Genomic DNA, 19389 nt, shown 5'->3' on the forward strand with positions numbered 1-19389 from the left:
GCATAACGCTGGCTGATGGCACATTGCCAAAACTCTTCAGTCACGCCGGGACTTTTCGTTCGCGGGTGCTGCTTTTTAATTCGATCTGCCTTGTGAAAAGCACAAACAAAAACGCCCGGCCAAAGGGCCGGGCGCTTTTCTCAGGCAATCTTACTTATCGTCAACATCGCCCGGAACATTAGCGGTTTCGCCGCTTGTCCCTTCAACTTCTTCTTTCATGCGCTTGAGGCCCATGTGGCGTACGTCGGTACCGCGCACCAGGTAGATGACCAATTCAGAGATGTTACGTGCGTGATCGCCGATGCGCTCCAGCGAACGCAGCACCCAGATGATGCTCAAGACCCGCGAGATAGAGCGCGGGTCTTCCATCATGTAGGTCGCCAACTCACGCAGGGCGGTTTTGTATTCGCGGTCGATGATCTTGTCGTACTGCGCCACCGACAACGCCAGATCGGCGTCGAAACGGGCGAACGCGTCCAGTGCATCGCGAACCATGTTGCGCACCTGGTCGCCGATATGGCGAACCTCGACGTAACCGCGCGGCGCTTCACCTTCTTCGCACAGCTGAATCGCGCGGCGAGCGATCTTGGTCGCTTCGTCACCGATGCGCTCAAGGTCGATCACCGACTTGGAAATACTGATGATCAAACGCAGGTCGGACGCCGCCGGTTGACGACGGGCAAGAATGCGCAGGCATTCTTCGTCGATGTTGCGTTCCATCTGGTTGATCTGGTCATCAATCTCGCGCACCTGCTGAGCCAAGCCGGAGTCGGCCTCGATCAGCGCGGTCACCGCGTCGTTGACCTGCTTCTCGACCAGCCCGCCCATGGCCAGGAGGTGGCTGCGCACTTCCTCAAGCTCAGCGTTGAACTGCGCGGAGATGTGGTGGGTAAGGCCTTCTTTACTAATCATGTTGGCGTCCTTGGAGCGTCCGGTAAGGTGCGGTGGGCCGCAGCGTCAATTCTGTGAATAACCCGCAACTGTCAGCCATAACGACCGGTGATGTAGTCTTCGGTCTGCTTCTTCGCCGGATTGGTGAACAGGGTGTCGGTGTCGCCGAATTCGACCAGTTTGCCCATGTACATGAACGCGGTGTAGTCCGAAACCCGCGCAGCCTGCTGCATGTTGTGGGTCACGATGACGATGGTGAACTTGGATTTCAGCTCGTAGATCAGCTCTTCAACCTTCAGGGTCGAGATCGGGTCGAGGGCCGAGCACGGTTCGTCGAGCAGCAGCACTTCCGGCTCAACCGCGATAGTGCGGGCGATCACCAGACGTTGTTGCTGACCGCCAGACAGGCCGAGTGCCGATTCGTGCAGACGGTCTTTGACTTCGTCCCACAGTGCCGCGCCTTTCAACGCCCATTCGACCGCTTCGTCGAGGACGCGCTTCTTGTTGATGCCCTGGATGCGCAAGCCGTAGACCACGTTTTCGTAGATGGTCTTCGGGAACGGGTTGGGCTTCTGGAACACCATGCCGACGCGACGACGCAGCTCGGCGACGTCTTCGCCTTTGCGATAGATGTTGTTGCCGTAGAGGTTGATCGCGCCTTCGACGCGGCAGCCGTCAACCAGATCGTTCATGCGGTTGAAGGTGCGCAGCAACGTCGATTTACCGCAGCCGGACGGGCCGATGAACGCGGTCACGCGCTGCTTCGGGATGTTCATGCTGACGTCGAACAATGCCTGCTTCTCGCCGTAGTACAGGCTCAGGCCCGGCACTTCGATGGCCACGGTTTCCTGCGCCAGATTCAGGCTTTGCTTGTCGCGACCCAGGGCAGACATGTTGATGCCGTGGCTATGTGTTTCGTGCTGCATGGGAGGCTCCCTGTGCTAACAAATTCGGTTCGTTGAACCACTGGCCTTGCCAATGGGTTACTGAAAATCTGTGGCTTGCGCCGATCCTTGTGGGAGCTGGCTTGCCAGCGATGGCATCAGCGCGGTGTTACTGGCTGACCGAGTCGCCTGCATCGCTGGCAAGCCAGCTCCCACAGGATTTGTGTTAACTGTCCAAAGCTTTGTATTTTTCACGCAGGTGGTTGCGGATATACACCGCCGACAGGTTCAACGTCGCGATCACCAGTACCAGCAGCAGCGCCGTGGCGTACACCAGCGGGCGGGCCGCTTCGACGTTCGGGCTCTGGAAGCCGACGTCATAGATGTGGAAGCCCAAGTGCATGATCTTCTGATCCAGGTGCAGGTACGGGTAGTTGCCGTCCACCGGCAGCGACGGCGCCAGTTTCACCACACCCACCAGCATCAGCGGCGCCACTTCACCGGCGGCGCGAGCCACGGCGAGAATCATGCCGGTCATCATCGCCGGGCTGGCCATCGGGATCACAATCTTCCACAACGTTTCAGCCTTGGTCGCGCCGAGGGCCAACGAGCCTTCACGCACAGTACGCGGGATACGCGCCAGACCTTCCTCGGTCGCGACGATCACCACCGGCACCGCCAGCAGCGCCAAAGTCAGCGAGGCCCAGAGCAGACCCGGGGTACCAAAGGTCGGTGCCGGCAATGCTTCGGGGAAGAACAAGCGGTCAACCGAACCACCGAGTACGTAAACGAAGAAGCCCAGACCGAACACGCCATAAACGATCGCCGGAACGCCAGCGAGGTTGTTCACCGCGATGCGGATAATCCGCGTCAGAGTGTTCTGCTTGGCGTATTCACGCAGGTACACCGCCGCCAGTACGCCGAACGGGGTAACGATCATCGCCATGATCAGGGTCATCATCACGGTGCCGAAGATCGCCGGGAAGATCCCGCCTTCGGTGTTGGCTTCACGCGGATCATCCGAAAGGAATTCCCAGATCTTGCTGAAGTAGAAACCGACCTTGGTAAAGGTGCTCATCGCGTTCGGCTGGTAGGCGTGAACCACTTTGCCCAGACCGATTTCGATCTCTTTGCCGTTGGCATCGCGAGCGGTCAGGGCATCGCGGTTGAACTGCGCATGCAGATCGGCCAGGCGTGCTTCGATGTCCTGATAACGCGCATTCAGTTCGGCGCGCTCGGATTCCATGTCCGCTTGTGCGGTGGCGTCGAGCTTGCCTTCCAGTTCCAGTTTGCGACCGTGCAGACGGATGCGCTCAAGGCCTGCGTTGATCGCACCGATGTCAGTCTTTTCCAGCGACTTCAGTTGTGCCGCCAGCCCGTTCACACGGTTGATCCGCGCCTGCAGCTCAGGCCACGCGGCCTCGCCTTCGGCGATGACCTTGCCATCCTGTTTGACGTTGACCAGGTAGCCGTAAAAATTGCCCCACTCGCGACGTTCGATCGCCATCAGTTCTGGCGGCGTAGTCTGGTTGGTCAGCCACTCGCCGACGATCCAGGTGAAGTCGTTGCCGTTCAGGTCACGGTTGCCGACCTTGATCAGCTCGCGGGTCATGAATTCCGGGCCTGCATCGGGCACCGGCAAACCGGCACTCTTCAGACGGGCACGGGGCACTTCTTCCTTCTGTACCACTTCACCGATGACCAGGTGATTGGCCTGGCCCGGTACGTCGTAATGGGCGTGGACCAGGTCGGCCGGCCAGAAGTGACCCAGACCGCGCACGGCAATCACCGCCAGCAGGCCAATGGTCATGATGACCGCGATGGACACCGCGCCACCGCTGATCCAGACGCCCGGGGCGCCGCTCTTGAACCATCCTTTCAGGGAGTTCTGTTTCACAGACTTCTACCTTTGCTTAAAGCGACGAGTATTTCTTGCGCAGACGCTGACGAATCAGTTCTGCCAGGGTGTTCATGACGAAGGTGAACAACAGCAGTACCAGCGCCGAGAGGAACAGCACGCGGTAGTGGCTGCCGCCGACTTCCGACTCGGGCATTTCCACCGCGACGTTGGCGGCCAGGGTGCGCAGGCCTTCGAACAGGTTCATTTCCATGACCGGGGTGTTACCGGTGGCCATCAGCACGATCATGGTTTCACCGACTGCACGGCCCATGCCGATCATCAGCGCCGAGAAGATCCCCGGGCTGGCAGTCAGGATCACCACGCGAGTCATGGTCTGCCACGGCGTGGCACCGAGGGCCAGCGAGCCAAGGGTCAGGCCGCGCGGCACACTGAACACGGCGTCTTCAGCGATCGAGTAGATGTTCGGGATCACCGCAAAACCCATGGCCAGACCGACCACCAAAGCGTTGCGCTGGTCGTAGGTGATGCCGAGGTCGTGGGAGATCCACATGCGCATGTCGCCGCCGAAGAACCAGTTCTCCATGAACGGGCTCATGTACAGCGACAGCCAGCCCACAAACAGAATTACTGGAATCAGCAGCGCACTTTCCCAACCGTCCGGGACTTTCAGGCGGATCGATTCAGGCAAGCGGCTGAAGGTGAAACCGGCGACCAGAATGCCGATCGGCAACAACATCAGCAGGCTGAAGATGCCTGGCAGATGCCCTTCGACATACGGCGCGAGGAACAGGCCGGCGAAGAAACCGAGGATCACCGTCGGCATTGCTTCCATCAGCTCGATCACCGGTTTGACCTTGCGGCGCATGCCCGGGGCCATGAAGTACGCGGTGTAGATCGCCGCAGCCACAGCCAGCGGCGCGGCCAGCAGCATCGCGTAGAACGCAGCTTTCAGGGTGCCGAAGGTCAGCGGTGAGAGGCTCAGTTTCGGTTCAAAATCGGTGTTGGCGGCGGTCGATTGCCAGACGTATTTAGGCTCGTCGTAGTTCTCGTACCAGACCTTGCTCCACAACGCGCTCCAGGAGACTTCCGGGTGCGGGTTATCGAGCAGCAGCGGTTGCAGCTTGCCGCCGGCTTCGACGATCACACGGTTGGCACGCGGCGACAGACCGAACAGACCTTGGCCTTCCACCACTTGATCGACCAGCAAAGTGCGGTGCGCGGTGCTGTGGAACACGCCGAGCTTGCCGCTGGCATCCAGTGCGAGGAAGCCTTTGCGACGTTCTTCAGCGCTGATTTCAACGATCGGCGTGGTGCCCATCTGGAAGGTGCGGATCTGCTTCAGGCGCAGCTCGCCATCGGTGTCGCGGGCCATGAACCATTGGGCCAGACCACCCTTGGAGTCACCGATGATCAGCGAGATACCACCAACCAACTGCGTGGTCGCGGTGACTTCGGCGTCAGCGTTTTCCAGCAGTTTGTAGCGACCGTTGAGGCTCTTGTCGCGCAGGCTGAACACATCGGCCTGAGCACGACCGTTGACCACGTACAGCCACTGCTGGCGCGGGTCGACGAAGATGTTTTTCACCGGTTCAGTCATCTGCGGCAGATCGATACGCTTCTGCTCGTTGGTGACTTCGCCGGTCATCATGTTTTCTTCGCTGGTCAGCGACAACACATTGAGTTGCGAACCGGTCGAACCAACCAGCATCAGCGTCGTGTCGGTGGCGTTCAGGCTGACATGTTCAAGCGCACCGCCGGCTTCGTTCAACGCGATCGGCGTCTCGCCATACGGATACTCGATGGCCGGGGTGATGGTTTTCTTGCCATCGGGGTAGCTGACTTTATAGGTGTGACGGAACACCAGCGCCTGGCCGTTGGACAAGCCCACGGCTACCAGCGGGTGGCCCGGCTGATCTTCACCAATCGAGGTCACGGTGGCGCCAGCAGGTACCGGCAGATCGACGCGCTTCAGTTCAGCGCCACTGTCGATATCAAAGAACAATGCCTGACCCTTATCGGAAACGCGCATGGCCACCTGATTCTGCTCTTCGAGCGAAATCATCAGCGGCTTGCCGGCGTCCTGCATCCAGGCCGGGGTGATCGAGTCTTTCGCGGTCAGGTCGGCACCCTGGAACAGCGGCGCAACCACGTAGGCGAGGAAGAAGAAGATCAGGGTGATGGCTGCCAGCACCGCGAGACCGCCAACGAGGACGTACCAGCGGGTGAAGCGATCCTTGAGCGCGCGAATGCGGCGCTTGCGTTGCAGCTCAGGCGTATTGAAATCAATGCGCTTGGGAGGATTAGTAGTCATTTGGGAATTGGCCAGATCATTCATGCGCTCACCCTAGCGATCCTGTATGACAGAAAGATGACAATGCAGTGACGCAGCAAATCCACCGCCAGCGGGACTGGCAGAGGATCAAAAATTTGAGGTGTGGAAAAGGCCGGCCTGCGCGCAGATCCGGCCTTTTACCTGAGTCCGGTGGGGTTCACCCTGGACTCAATTTGTTACTTCTTTGCGACAGCGCCGCCTTCCTGCAGACCCAGGTCAGCCAGTGCTTTTGCAGCAACCTTGGCTGGCAATGGGATGTAACCGTCTTTAACTACCACTTCCTGGCCCTGCTTCGACAGCACCAGTTTCACGAACTCGGCTTCCAGCGGGGCCAGAGGCTTGTTCGGGGCTTTGTTGACGTAAACGTAGAGGAAACGCGACAGCGGGTATTTGCCGTTCAGGGCGTTTTCTTCGGTGTCTTCGATGAAGTCAGTGCTGCCTTTCTTGGCCAGCGGTACGGTTTTAACGCTGGCGGTTTTGTAACCGATGCCCGAGTAACCGATGCCGTTCAGCGAGGAGCTGATCGACTGCACGACCGAAGCCGAGCCTGGTTGTTCGTTGACGTTCGGTTTGTAGTCGCCTTTGCACAGGGCTTCTTCTTTGAAGTAGCCGTAGGTGCCGGATACCGAGTTACGGCCGAACAGTTGTACTGGTTTGTTGGCCAGGTCGCCGGTCACACCCAGTTCGCCCCAGGTTTTCACGTCGGCTTTGGCGCCACACAGACGGGTCGACGAGAAGATCGCGTCAACCTGTTCCATGGTCAGGTGCTGGATCGGGTTGTCTTTGTGTACGAAGACAGCCAGGGCATCAACGGCCACCGGGATAGCGGTTGGCTTGTAGCCGTACTTCTGCTCGAAGGCCGCCAGTTCGGTGTCCTTCATCTTGCGGCTCATCGGGCCCAGGTTGGAGGTGCCTTCAGTCAGTGCAGGTGGCGCAGTGGCGGAGCCGGCGGCCTGAATCTGGATGTTTACGTTCGGGTATTCTTTTTTGTAGTTCTCAGCCCAGAGGGTCATGAGGTTGGCCAGGGTATCGGAGCCGACGCTGGACAGGTTGCCCGACACACCAGTGGTCTTGGTGTAGCTCGGGATAGCAGGGTCAACAGCGGCAACCGCGTTGGCAGTCGCAACGCCAGCAGCGACAAAAGTCATTGCCGCCATCAAACGCTTCAGTTTCATGCCTTACTCCTAGCAGATAGGGTGTGTTAAGTCGGGGCCAAGTATCAGCAGGCCGTGTGAACACTCTATGGCTGAAATATGACAATTGGATGAAAGGCCAGCATGGGCATCACCTTTAAAAAAGGAAACGCTTTGCAGGTTGACAAATCATCTTCTAAATATAGTCTTGTCAACCACGAGAGGGCCCCATGATAAACGATCGAATTCGCCGCGCACGTCTGCAAAAAGGCCTCAGCCTTGAGGCTTTGGCGATGGAGCTTGGCGACATAACCAAGCAAGCCTTGAGCAAATATGAGAAAGGGTTGAGTACCCCTAACTCAACTCGTCTGCTGCAACTGGCCAGAGCGCTTCAGGTCAGCCCTGAGTATTTCTTCCGCGTGGAAGCAATTGCGCTGGCGCCTCTGGAGTTTCGAAAACTGGCCCGAATGCCTAAATATCGCCAGGCACAGGTGGAAGAGAAAATTCGGGAACACCTTGAGCGTTACATCGCGCTTGAGGAGTGTTTCGATCCTGCCGACATACATACCCCAGCTACTCCGGCACAAATGATCCCCGTTTCCTGCCTTGAGGACGCCGAACGCGCAGCAGAGCAACTTCGTCAGTTCTGGGGAATTGGTAGCGACCCTATAGCCAATCTCACCGAACAGTTGGAGGAGCACAGCATAAAGGTCGCCATGCTAAACGGCCCGGACGATTTCGACGGCGCTTGCGCCGCCACCGGTAACGGCGAGCACGTGTTGATTGCACTGAATGCCGATCGCCCAGGCGAACGAATCAGGTTCACTGCCGCGCATGAACTCGGCCACTGGGTCATGGCATTACCCGAGGATATGCCGGAGAGGGACAAGGAAAATTGCTGCCATCGATTCGCTGGCGCGTTTCTCTACCCGGCGAAAAGTGTCACCGGTGACTTCGGCAGCCATCCTCGCTCCAGAGTTCATCCACGAGAATTGCTGATTGCAAAGCGTCAATACGGGATCTCAATGCATGCAGCGTTAAGACGCCTGAAAGATCTGAAGCTTCTTAGCGAAAGTGGCTATAAATCCCTCACTATCCAATTCAGCGCCAACGGCTGGCGCAAATCAGAACCTGAGCCGCTACCTTGCAAACCGCCGCAAAGATTTGAGTCGCTAGCATTCTGGGCGTTGGCAGAAGGGCTGATCACCAAGTCTCGGGCTGCCGAACTCCTGCGCAAACCAGTTAGCGCACTGGACCCCAATTTCCTGGGTTCACTGGAGAATGCATGAGTTTGATCTTCATCAGTGATACGAATATCTGGATTGATTTCAGAAACGCCGGATTACTGGAGCAGATGTTTCGATTGCCATTCACACTTTGCTGCACCGACTTTGTCATGCATGAACTTGCCGACTTTCCCCACCAGGAACTGCTTGATCGAGGGCTGAGTGTCGAATCGTTCGATGAATCTGGCGTGATCAGACTCTTTGAGCTGAAAGTCGAACACAACAACAGCTCACTGGCAGACGTGTCTTGTTACCTGCTCGCACAGGAAACAGGACGTCCGTTGCTGACCGGAGATGGCAAGTTAAGGCGCCAGGCACAACGAGATGGACTGGAGGTGCACGGCGCTCTTTGGTTACTTGATCTGATGGTTGAGCATCAAGTAATTGAAAAGTCGGATGCCGCAAACGCCTTGGCCCACATGCTTGAGCATGGCGCTCGACTCCCGACAGGAGAATGTGAATCAAGGCTCTCACGCTGGCGAGAGCCCTAGAAGCAGAATCTTGGGATCAGCGCCCCTTCTTCCACAGCCACGCCCCGACCAGAATCCCCATCGCACACAGCACCGCCACATAGTAGGCAGGCCCCATCGCGCTTTCTTTCAGCAGCAGGCTGACCACCATCGGCGTCAGGCCACCAAAGATCGCGTAAGCCACGTTATACGAGAACGACAACCCGCTGAAGCGCACCACCGGCGGGAACGCTTTGACCATCACGTACGGCACCGCACCAATGGTGCCGACCAGAAAACCGGTCAGCGCATAGAGCGGGAACAGCCAGTTCGGGTGATCGGCGAGGCTGTGATAGAAGGTCCAGGAGCTGATCAGCAGACCCAGGCAACCAAATACGAACACCCGGCCTGCGCCAAAGCGATCCGCCAGTGCGCCGGAAATGATGCAGCCGATGCTCAGGAACACGATCGCCAGACTGTTCGACTGCAGCGACTCTGTCGGCGTGAAGTGATAGACCGTTTGCAGCACGGTCGGCGTCATCAGAATGACCACGACGATGCCAGCGGAGAGCAACCAGGTCAGCAGCATCGAGATTGCAATCGCGCCGCGATGGTCACGCAGCACCGCGCGCAGCGGCACTTCTTCAGCCAAGGCTTTGCGCAGTTGCAGCTCGGCGAACACTGGGGTCTCGTGCAGCCAGCGGCGCAGGTAGACCGAGAACAGGCCGAACACACCGCCGAGCAGGAACGGGATTCGCCAGGCGTAATCGGAAACTTCCGCAGGGGTATAAATGCTGTTGATCGCCGTGGCGACCAGCGAGCCGAGCAGAATGCCGGCGGTCAGGCCGCTGGTGAGCGTGCCGCAGGCATAACCCATGTGTTTTTGCGGTACGTGTTCGGAAACGAAGACCCACGCGCCCGGCACTTCACCGCCAATCGCCGCGCCCTGAATCACCCGCATCAATAGAAGCAGGATCGGCGCCCACATGCCGATCTGCGCATACGTTGGCAGCAGACCCATGATCAAGGTCGGCACGGCCATCATGAAAATGCTCAGGGTGAACATCTTCTTGCGCCCCAGCAGGTCGCCGAAGTGCGCCATGACGATGCCGCCCAGCGGCCGCGCGAGGTAGCCGGCGGCGAAGATGCCGAAGGTCTGCATCAGGCGCAGCCACTCGGGCATATCGGCCGGGAAGAACAGCTTGCCGACCACGGTGGCGAAGAAGACGAAGATGATGAAGTCGTAGAATTCCAGCGCGCCGCCGAGAGCGGACAGCGACAGAGTCTTGTAGTCATTGCGGGTCAATGGTCGTGCGGGTTGCTCGGGCTGCGCGAGGCTCGAAGGCGCTGTGGTCATGGCAAGGGCTTCTCTTATAGTCGGATCTGCCGCCACAACAACGCTGGCAGTGGCTCGGGCAGGTTCGGCACCATAGCAAATTGTTCGAAAAAGCACATAGAGGCGCGTAATTGACGGTCAAAATCAGAACCGGATGGTCGTCGTGGAGTCTACCGACCGATATACTCGCCACCTGCGCAGGATTTGTAAGAGGTTACTGTGCGAAAACGTTGTTGGCCCGTCCTTTGCTCGGGATTTAGCCTTTTTCGCAGAGTTTCCCTTTAGGCGCCTGATGGAAAACGTGACGAACGCAGTGTGTTCGGTGTTGAATCGTTTTTCTTGAAGACGGCTACCACCAGCAATACCCACGAAGAGTCACGGGTCAGAGGCCCCACGGCATGATAGAGCTCGAACAAGAAGATCCGATCCCGCAAGGCGACCTGGCCCTGCAAATCACCGCACTTCCACGCGAAACCAACGGCTTTGGCGATATTTTCGGCGGTTGGCTGGTAGCGCAGATGGATTTGGCCGGCACCGCAATGGCCAGCCGCGTGGCAGGTGGTCGTGTAGCGACCGTAGCCATTGATCGCATGGCGTTTCTCGTGCCAGTGGCAGTCGGCGCGCAATTGTCCTTTTATACCCAGACCCTGGAGATCGGCCGCAGCTCGATCCAGATGATGGTCGAAGTGTGGAGCGACGACCCGCTGTCCAGCGAGTGGCGTAAAGTCACCGAAGCCGTATTCGTCTTCGTCGCTATCGACGGCAGCGGTCGCACCCGCTCGGTTCCACCGCGCGCGCGTTAAACCTCGCGGCCGTTTTGTGGTCGATAACCGTCCCAAGTGTCTGATCGAGAGCTGTCCCATGAACACGCCCAACGTTGAAGCGGTGAAACTGGATGAACTGAACTGCTGGCGCATCCGCCACGGTCAGGCCGAAGTGCTGGTGACCCAGCAAGGCGCGCACATCCTCAGTTATCAGATCGATGGCCAGCCGCCGATCATCTGGCTCAACGACAAGGCCGAGTTCAAGACAGGTAAAAGCATTCGCGCCGGCGTGCCGGTGTGCTGGCCGTGGTTCGGCAAGTTCGAACGCAACCCGCAGAGCGTGCAGGCCATGTACACCGGTGAGCAACCGGCACCCGCGCACGGTCTGGTGCGGGCGATGGATTGGGAGCTGGGCGGCATCGAATCAGAGGCTGACGGCGTCAAGGTCGAATTCAAGCTGCCTTACCCCGAAGGTGGCCTGCCGGGCTGGCCGCATCAGGTTGATCTGAGCCTGACCCTGCATTTGTCCGACCAATTGAGCTTCAGCCTGACCAGCCATAACCGTGGCAGTGACACCGTCAGCCTGAGTCAGGCGCTGCACACGTATTTCGCAGTGAGTGACGTGCGCAATGTGCATGTCAACGGTGTCGATGGCTTGAATTACATCGAGACGCTGGATGACTGGAAAACCAACAGCCAGCAAGGTGACCTGCAGTTTGCCGGTGAGACCGACCGTATCTATCTCAATGCGCCGCCACAGCTGAGCATCGTCGACCCGACCTGGGAGCGGCGCATTGTGCTGACCGCCACCGGCTCGCGCACAGCAGTGATCTGGAACCCGTGGATCGATCGCGCGGCGGCGCTTGCTGACATGGATAACGATGGCTGGCAGCGCATGCTGTGCATCGAGACAGCTAATGTGATGGATGACGTTGTGGATCTGGCACCGGGTGCGAGCCATACCATGGGCGTCAGTGTCGCCAGCAAACCGCTTTAAGATCAAAAGATCGCAGCCTTCGGCAGCTCCTACATTGGAATGCATATCCCTGGAGGAGCTGCCGCAGGCTGCGATCTTTTGCTTCAGAGATCAGACTCCTGCACCACCCGCACTTTGTCCGCTTCCAACGCATACGCTGCGTCAGCCAGGTCATTGCTGACCTTTTCAACCTTCAGCGTGCCGGTCACCCACAACGGCGTGTAGATATCGTCCAGCTTCAAACCTTTCGGATAACGCACCAGCACCAGTTGATTCGGTGGCGGTGGCGGCACGTGGATGCAAGCGCCCGGATACGGCACGAGGAAGAACAGCGTGCTGCGACCCTTGGCGTCGGACTCCAGCGGCACCGGATAACCACCGATGCGAATGTGCTTGTCGTTCATCGACGCCACGGTTTTGGTCGAATACATCACCGCCGGCAGACCTTTGGCCTGCTTCATCCCGCCCTTCTCGGTGAAGGTGCCGGTGGCTTCCGGGGAGTTGTGGTCGATTTCAGGCATGGCCTCGAGGGCCTTTTGGTCCGACTTGGGCATCAGTTCGAGCCAGTCGGTTTCCGGCAGTTCGCCGGCGTGGGCCAAACCGCTGCCCAGGAAGAGGAGAGTCAACAGAAGACGGCGCATGAAAGTGCTCGGTATAGAAAGGAAGGAACAGTGAATCGCCGAGCATTCTAGCCCTCCCGGCCACTTTGGCCGAGAGGGCTTTGTCGCTTTGGATCAGTTCTTTTTGATCAGGCCGTAGATCACCAGCAACACGATTGCGCCGACCAGTGCACCAATGAAACCTGCGCCCTCGCCCGCGTGATAGATGCCCAGAGCCTGGCCGCCGTAAGTGGCTGCCAGCGAACCGCCGATACCGAGCAGGATGGTCATGATCCAGCCCATGCTGTCATCGCCCGGTTTCAGGAACCGCGCCAGCAGGCCGACGATCAAGCCGATAAAGATGGTTCCGATAATTCCCATGGCAATTCCCTCTCAAAGATAGATATGCGAAGCCTAGTCAGACTTTGGCATCCTGCCATGAGAGAACAGCGGCCCCTGAATGGTTCCGCCGCTGCCACATGAAACTGTCGTTACTCGGCGATCAGCGCTTCGACCTTGACGATCTGCGCTTGCAGCGTGGCCATGTCGGCGCAGCGCAGGTTGGCGTGGCCGACCTTGCGCCCGGCTTTGAAGGCCTTGCCGTAGTGATGCAGATGGCAGTCTTCGATGGCGATGACTTTCTCAACCGGCGGTACCACACCGATGAAGTTGAGCATCGCGCTCTCGCCGACCTTGGCGGTCGAACCCAGCGGCAGGCCGGCAACGGCGCGCAGGTGGTTTTCGAACTGGCTGCACTCGGCGCCTTCGGTGGTCCAGTGCCCGGAGTTATGCACGCGCGGGGCGATTTCGTTGGCTTTCAGGCCACCGTCGACTTCAAAGAACTCGAACGCCATGACGCCGACGTAGTCGAGTTGCTTGAGCACACGGCTCGAGTAGTCTTCGGCCAGCGCCTGCAACGGGTGATCGGTACTGGCAACCGACAACTTGAGGATGCCGCTGTCGTGGGTGTTGTGCACCAGCGGATAGAACTTGGTTTCACCATCGCGAGCACGTACGGCGATCAGCGAGACTTCACCGGTGAACGGCACGAAGCCTTCCAGCAGGCAGGACACGCTGCCCAGCTCGGCAAAGGTGCCGACCACGTCTTCCGGTTTGCGCAGGACTTTCTGGCCCTTGCCGTCGTAACCCAGGGTGCGGGTTTTCAGTACGGCCGGCAGGCCGATCGAAGCCACCGCAGCGTCCAGATCGGCTTGCGACTGAATGTCAGCGAAGGCCGGAGTCGGGATGCCCAGGTCCTTGAACATGCTCTTTTCGAACCAGCGATCGCGAGCGATGCGCAGGGCTTCGGCGCTCGGGTAGACCGGGACGAATTGCGAGAGGAATGCCACGGTTTCGGCCGGGACACTTTCGAACTCGAAGGTCACCAGATCGACTTCATCGGCCAGTTGGCGCAGATGATCCTGATCGCCGTAATCGGCCCGCAGGTGTTCGCCCAAAGCGGCCGCACAAGCGTCCGGCGCAGGGTCGAGAAAAGCGAAGTTCATGCCCAGCGGAGTGCCCGCCAAGGCCAACATGCGACCCAACTGGCCGCCACCGATTACACCGATCTTCATCTCAACAACCTCAGGCAATACGTGGGTCTGGATTGTCCAGGACGCTGTCTGTCTGCTCGGCACGGAAGGTTTTCAGTACCGCGTGGAACTGCGGATGCTTGGCGCCGAGGATGCTCGCCGAGAGCAGGGCTGCGTTGATCGCGCCGGCCTTTCCGATGGCCAGGGTGGCGACCGGAATGCCCGCTGGCATCTGCACGATCGACAGCAGCGAGTCGACGCCCGAGAGCATGGCCGACTGCACTGGCACCCCCAGCACCGGCAGGTGGGTCTTGGCCGCACACATGCCTGGCAAGTGGGCTGCGCCACCGGCACCGGCGATAATCACCTCGATGCCGCGGCTTTCAGCCTCTTCGGCGTACTGGAACAGCAGATCCGGGGTGCGGTGGGCAGAGACCACTTTGACCTCGTACGGGATGCCGAGCTTTTCCAGCATATCGGCGGTGTGGCTAAGGGTGGACCAATCGGACTTGGAGCCCATGATCACGCCAACCAGTGCACTCATCGTCGCGCCTCTTCTCTCTGGAGCGCCCGCAGGCGCGTCATAAAACAACAAGCCACGCAGGTTGCGTGGCTTGATTGTACGAAAAATGGCCGGACGTGCCGGCCGAAGGCCGCGCAGTATACCGCAAAGAAAGCAATAAACAGCCCCCTGCGCGACCATCCGTCATCTGCCGCAAATGCCCGGTTTTATTGACCTGAAGGTCAGCCAAAAAGATCAAAAGATCGCAGCCTTCGGCAGCTCCTACAGGGATATGCATTCCAATGTAGGAGCTGCCGAAGGCTGCGATCTTTTCAGGAGGCTTGCGCAGCGCCGCCTTCGAGCTTTCGCCACAGCAGGCGCACGTTGGCTTTACGCACCAAGGCGCAACGGTACAGGCGAATCTCCAACGGCACATGCCATTGCGGGCCGCCGCAGACCACCAGTTCGCCACGGGCCAATTCCGCGCGCACGCTCAGCTGTGGCACCCAGGCAATTCCGAGACCTTCCAACGCCATGCTCTTCAGACTGTCAGCCATCGCGGTTTCGTAAATAGTGGTAAAGCGCAACTGCCGCTGACGCAGCAATCCATTCACCGAGCGCCCGAGAAACGCTCCGGCGCTGTACGCCAGCAACGGCACGCTGGCATCACCTTCCAGATCGAACAGCGGCTTGCCATCAGCATCCGCCGCGCACACCGGCAACATCTCGGTCTGGCCCAAATGCAGCGACGGGAAGATCTCCGGGTCCATCTGCATCGCCGCGTCCGGGTCGTAGAACGCCAGCATCAGATCGCAACCACCTTCACGCAACGCATGCACCGCGTCACCGACGTTGGTGGCGACCAAGCGCGTGGCGATGTTCAAACCTTCATTACGTAGTTGTGCGATCCAGCGCGGAAAGAAACCCAGCGCCAGCGAGTGCGCCGCCGCGACCTGCATCACTTCGCCCTGCCCGCCTTCCAGATGATGCAGATGACGCAGCACTTCACCGAGCTGTTCGACCACGGTGCGTGCGGTCACTAGAAACAACTGCCCCGCCGCCGTCAGTTCAACCGGCGTGCGCGAGCGATTGACCAGGGTCAGCCCCAGCGCAGCCTCCAGACTGCGGATCCGCCGACTGAAGGCCGGCTGGGTCACGAAGCGTCGCTCGGCCGCCTGCGAAAAGCTACGGGTGGCGGCCAGAGCACTGAAGTCCTCGAGCCATTTGCTTTCCAGATTCATCACGTCCTCCCGGACACGCACCAAAACAGGTCACACGTCTGCCGCGCACGCGGCGTCACACGGGCATTATGCCGAATGTGCATAGGGCAGTGCTGAACAGCATTGGCCCAAAATTTCCTACAAGCCTAGCATTCGCAGCGTTCCGGCACAGACCGGGTCCATATCGAGATGATTTCTATCATGTCCTCCGCTGCATCTTTCCGCACAGAAAACGACCTGCTTGGCGCCCTCGAAGTACCGGCTCAAGCGTATTACGGCATCCAGACCCTGCGAGCGGTGAATAACTTCCGTCTCTCCGGCGTTCCGATTTCGCATTACCCGAAACTGGTTGTCGGCCTGGCAATGGTCAAACAGGCCGCTGCTGACGCCAACCGCGAGTTGGGTCATCTGAGCGAAGCCAAGCACGCTGCCATCAGCGAAGCCTGTGCCCGATTGATCCGCGGTGATTACCACGAAGAGTTCGTGGTGGACATGATTCAAGGTGGCGCCGGTACCTCCACCAACATGAACGCCAACGAAGTGATCGCCAACATTGCGCTGGAAGCAATGGGTCACCAGAAAGGCGAGTACCAGTACCTGCACCCGAACGACGACGTGAACATGGCGCAGTCGACCAACGACGCTTACCCGACGGCGATCCGCCTGGGCTTACTGCTCGGTCACGACACCTTGCTGGCCAGCCTCGACAGCCTGATTCAGGCATTCGCGGCCAAGGGCAAGGAATTCGATCACGTCCTGAAAATGGGCCGTACCCAGCTGCAAGACGCCGTGCCGATGACCTTGGGTCAAGAATTCCGTGCCTTCGCCACCACCATGGGCGAAGACCTGGCCCGTCTGAAGACGCTGGCCCCGGAACTGCTGACTGAAGTAAACCTGGGCGGCACCGCGATCGGTACCGGCATCAACGCCGACCCGCGTTATCAAGCGCTGGCGGTACAGCGTCTGGCCCTGATCAGCGGTCAACCGCTGGTTCCGGCGGCCGACCTGATCGAAGCGACTTCCGACATGGGCGCCTTCGTGCTGTTCTCCGGCATGCTCAAGCGCACCGCGGTGAAGCTGTCGAAGATCTGCAACGACCTGCGCCTGCTGTCCAGCGGCCCTCGCACTGGCATCAACGAAATCAACCTGCCAGCGCGTCAGCCAGGCAGCTCGATCATGCCTGGCAAGGTCAACCCGGTTATTCCGGAAGCGGTTAACCAGGTGGCGTTCCAAGTAATTGGTAACGATCTGGCGCTGACCATGGCAGCCGAAGGCGGCCAACTGCAACTTAACGTGATGGAGCCGCTGATCGCTTTCAAGATCTTCGACTCGATCCGCCTGCTGCAACGCGCCATGGACATGCTGCGCGAGCACTGCATCGTCGGCATCACCGCCAACGAAGCGCGCTGCCGTGAACTGGTCGAGCACTCGATCGGTCTGGTTACCGCTCTGAACCCGTACATCGGCTACAAAAACGCCACCCGTATCGCCGGTCTTGCTCTTGAAAGCGGCCGCGGCGTGCTGGAACTGGTGCGCGAAGAAGGCCTGCTCGACGAAGCCATGCTCGCCGACATCCTGCGCCCGGAAAACATGATTGCTCCGCGTCTGGTTCCGCTGAAAGCCTGAGCCGACACGTTACTTGTAGCACCGCTCACCAGGTCGAGGGACTAGACACCTCTCACCTTTTGAGGGCTTGGGGATTTAGTCCCCAAGCCCTTTTTTTTAACTTTCTGCCCCTGAGACCCGTATGTCTGGGGATTGCTCGCTCTGACAGAAGAGCAGTTCCTGCACAAGCCCGGCGCCGGTAACGCCGGGTGTTTCAAAGCCTCGTTTCGTCGCTTGCACCACGACTGTGCAGACGGGCGCGCCACTGATAGGTATAGTGCCGCCCCTCTTCGCATGAGCGGTCGTCGGTAACGAGGCCATAACCCATGTGAAACCCGAACTAATAACAAACCCGCGAAATGGATCCGGGACGAAACCCTCGCCTCACCTGTTGTGCCGCGCGCAAACCGGTGTAACGCGATGTTTCCGACCTTCCAGCATTTGCTCACACAAAAAACAGCGAGGAAAAATCCATGCTCGAAGTCATTAACGACTTCCTCTCAGGGAAAGTACTGATCGTGCTCATTGTCGGGCTCGGTAGCTACTTCACGATTCGCTCGCGTTTCGTTCAATTGCGTCACTTCTTCCACATGTTCGCGGTGTTCCGCGACAGCCTCAAGGGCAGCGCCGGGCAACTCAGCTCGTTCCAGGCCCTGATGCTCAGCCTTGCCGGCCGCGTTGGTGCGGGCAACATCGCCGGTGTCGGCATCGCCGTGACACTCGGTGGTCCAGGTGCGGTGTTCTGGATGTGGGTGACCGCACTGGTCGGCATGTCCAGCAGCTTCTTCGAGTGCACCCTGGCCCAGGTCTACAAGCGCGCCGATGGCGACGGTCTGTACCGTGGTGGCCCGGCCTACTACATCCAGCACGGCTTGAAGCTCAAAGGCATGGCGGTAGTGTTCTCGGTCCTGCTGCTGGTCACCTACGGCTTCGCCTTCATTGGCCTGCAGTCCTACACCGTGACCCACTCGCTGCAGAACGCCTTTGAATTCAACCCACAACACACCGGTATCGTCCTGGCAGTGCTGCTGGCCATTACCTTCATTGGCGGCATCAAGCGTATCGCTTCGGTGTCCGACCTGCTGGTACCGATCAAGACCCTCGCCTATATCGGCGTGACCCTGTACGTGATCGGTACTCAGATCGAACACGTACCAGCCATGCTGGAAACCATCTTCAAGAGCGCCTTCGGCCTCGATCCGGCCTTTGGTGGTCTGCTCGGCAGCGCCATCGTCATGGGCGTGAAGCGTGGCGTGTTCGCCAACGAAGCGGGCCTGGGCAGTGCGCCGAACGTCGCTGCCGTGGCTGCGGTGAAACACCCGGGCGCGCAGGGCGTGGTTCAGGCCTTCAGTGTGTTCCTCGACACTTTCGTGATCTGCACCTGTACTGCGCTGCTGATCCTGCTGTCGGGCTTCTACACCCCGGGCTTCGAAGGTGACGGCATCGTCCTGACCCAGAACTCGCTGGCCGCCGTGGTCGGTGACTGGGGTCGCATGTTCGTCAGCGTCGCGCTGTCGCTGTTCGTCTTTACCTGCATCCTCTACAACTACTACCTGGGCGAAAACAGCCTGCAGTTCCTCACTCGCAACCGCGCCGCGCTGATGATTTTCCGCGGCCTGGTGCTGGCGCTGGTGGTATGGGGTTCGATGCAGGACCTGTCGACCGTGTTCGCCTTCGCCGACATCACCATGACCTGCCTGGCCTTCGTCAACCTCGTGGCCCTGGCCATGCTGTTCAAGGTCGGCATGCGTGTGATGCGAGACTACGATGCGCAACGCCGCGCCGGCGTCAAACAGCCGGTGTTCGACTCGAGCAAATTTGCTGATCTGGACCTCGACCTGAAAGCCTGGCCGACCAATCCGTCTGCCGCTGTCGGCAAGACTGAAGCCGAGCCGCAAGGCGTGCCTGCAGCGCAACGCTGACAGGTGAATGACGGGCGCATCCCCTGCGCCCGTCAGTTATTGTGGTGCAATAACTTGTCGGAGTTTGCCTGCTCGCGATAGCTGTCTTTCAGCCAAC

General features: G+C 59.3%; 17 protein-coding genes. 6 read left to right on the forward strand and 11 right to left on the reverse strand.

Annotation, left to right across the window (positions count from 1 at the left end; genetic code table 11):
• Positions 1-150: 150 nt before the first annotated feature.
• The 5 genes from phoU to ACZZ0A_RS25125 all read right to left on the reverse strand — a co-directional run bounded on the left by phoU (position 151) and on the right by ACZZ0A_RS25125 (position 7143).
• On the reverse strand, positions 151-912 hold the full coding sequence (gene phoU, locus ACZZ0A_RS25105; protein WP_007920250.1) for a phosphate signaling complex protein PhoU: 762 nt from the start codon (positions 910-912) through the stop codon (positions 151-153).
• Positions 913-983: 71 nt separating this feature from the next.
• Complete coding sequence (gene pstB, locus ACZZ0A_RS25110; RefSeq protein WP_007920249.1) at positions 984-1817, reverse strand: phosphate ABC transporter ATP-binding protein PstB; 834 nt, start codon at positions 1815-1817, stop codon at positions 984-986.
• Between the two features lie 184 nt (positions 1818-2001).
• Positions 2002-3672 (reverse strand): phosphate ABC transporter permease PstA, encoded by a 1671-nt coding sequence (gene pstA / locus ACZZ0A_RS25115; protein WP_463543862.1) that lies wholly within the window; start codon positions 3670-3672, stop codon positions 2002-2004.
• A 16-nt stretch (positions 3673-3688) separates the two neighbouring features.
• Positions 3689-5722, reverse strand: coding sequence for an ABC transporter permease subunit (locus ACZZ0A_RS25120; RefSeq protein WP_176472336.1), 2034 nt, complete (start codon positions 5720-5722; stop codon positions 3689-3691).
• Positions 5723-6144: 422 nt separating this feature from the next.
• Positions 6145-7143 carry a phosphate ABC transporter substrate-binding protein PstS gene (locus ACZZ0A_RS25125; RefSeq protein ID WP_007920246.1) on the reverse strand — a complete coding sequence of 333 codons (999 nt, stop codon included), beginning with the start codon at positions 7141-7143 and terminating at the stop codon, positions 6145-6147.
• Between the two features lie 188 nt (positions 7144-7331).
• On the opposite strand from ACZZ0A_RS25125, the gene ACZZ0A_RS25130 reads away from it, so the two are divergent.
• Positions 7332-8390: a helix-turn-helix domain-containing protein gene (locus tag ACZZ0A_RS25130; RefSeq protein ID WP_007920245.1), complete on the forward strand. Its 1059-nt coding sequence runs from the start codon at positions 7332-7334 to the stop codon at positions 8388-8390.
• Entirely contained in the window at positions 8387-8878 is a 492-nt protein-coding gene (locus tag ACZZ0A_RS25135) for a PIN domain-containing protein (protein WP_007920241.1), read from the forward strand. Before ACZZ0A_RS25130 ends, ACZZ0A_RS25135 begins: the two co-directional genes overlap by 4 nt.
• 16 nt (positions 8879-8894) lie before the next feature.
• On the opposite strand, the gene ACZZ0A_RS25140 is transcribed toward ACZZ0A_RS25135, so the two are convergent.
• Positions 8895-10193 (reverse strand): MFS transporter, encoded by a 1299-nt coding sequence (locus ACZZ0A_RS25140; RefSeq protein WP_007920239.1) that lies wholly within the window; start codon positions 10191-10193, stop codon positions 8895-8897.
• A gap of 377 nt (positions 10194-10570) precedes the next feature.
• Between ACZZ0A_RS25140 and ACZZ0A_RS25145 the strand changes: the two genes are divergently transcribed.
• On the forward strand, positions 10571-10975 hold the full coding sequence (locus ACZZ0A_RS25145; RefSeq protein WP_003229628.1) for an acyl-CoA thioesterase: 405 nt from the start codon (positions 10571-10573) through the stop codon (positions 10973-10975).
• Positions 10976-11033: 58 nt separating this feature from the next.
• A complete protein-coding gene (locus tag ACZZ0A_RS25150) occupies positions 11034-11933 on the forward strand; it encodes a D-hexose-6-phosphate mutarotase (protein ID WP_007920233.1) in 900 nt (299 codons plus the stop codon).
• 83 nt (positions 11934-12016) lie between these two features.
• Here ACZZ0A_RS25150 and ACZZ0A_RS25155 read toward each other — a convergent pair whose 3' ends face one another.
• The 5 genes from ACZZ0A_RS25155 to ACZZ0A_RS25175 all read right to left on the reverse strand — a co-directional run bounded on the left by ACZZ0A_RS25155 (position 12017) and on the right by ACZZ0A_RS25175 (position 15786).
• On the reverse strand, positions 12017-12553 hold the full coding sequence (locus tag ACZZ0A_RS25155; protein ID WP_007920225.1) for a DUF3299 domain-containing protein: 537 nt from the start codon (positions 12551-12553) through the stop codon (positions 12017-12019).
• 93 nt (positions 12554-12646) lie between these two features.
• Positions 12647-12892, reverse strand: coding sequence for a GlsB/YeaQ/YmgE family stress response membrane protein (locus tag ACZZ0A_RS25160; protein ID WP_007920223.1), 246 nt, complete (start codon positions 12890-12892; stop codon positions 12647-12649).
• Positions 12893-13002: 110 nt separating this feature from the next.
• The gene (locus ACZZ0A_RS25165) at positions 13003-14085 is read right to left on the reverse strand and encodes a 5-(carboxyamino)imidazole ribonucleotide synthase (RefSeq protein ID WP_007920221.1); all 1083 of its coding nucleotides are present in this window, start codon (positions 14083-14085) and stop codon (positions 13003-13005) included.
• A 10-nt stretch (positions 14086-14095) separates the two neighbouring features.
• Positions 14096-14587 (reverse strand): 5-(carboxyamino)imidazole ribonucleotide mutase, encoded by a 492-nt coding sequence (gene purE / locus ACZZ0A_RS25170; protein WP_007920220.1) that lies wholly within the window; start codon positions 14585-14587, stop codon positions 14096-14098.
• 290 nt (positions 14588-14877) lie between these two features.
• Positions 14878-15786, reverse strand: a complete 909-nt coding sequence (locus tag ACZZ0A_RS25175; RefSeq protein WP_007912103.1) for a LysR substrate-binding domain-containing protein — start codon at positions 15784-15786, stop codon at positions 14878-14880.
• A gap of 180 nt (positions 15787-15966) precedes the next feature.
• Between ACZZ0A_RS25175 and aspA the strand changes: the two genes are divergently transcribed.
• Complete coding sequence (gene aspA, locus ACZZ0A_RS25180; protein ID WP_007912102.1) at positions 15967-17391, forward strand: aspartate ammonia-lyase; 1425 nt, start codon at positions 15967-15969, stop codon at positions 17389-17391.
• 452 nt (positions 17392-17843) lie between these two features.
• Complete coding sequence (locus ACZZ0A_RS25185) at positions 17844-19292, forward strand: alanine/glycine:cation symporter family protein (RefSeq protein WP_007912101.1); 1449 nt, start codon at positions 17844-17846, stop codon at positions 19290-19292.
• Positions 19293-19389 lie beyond the last annotated feature (97 nt).

The organism is Pseudomonas sp. AC242, assembly GCF_979258655.1.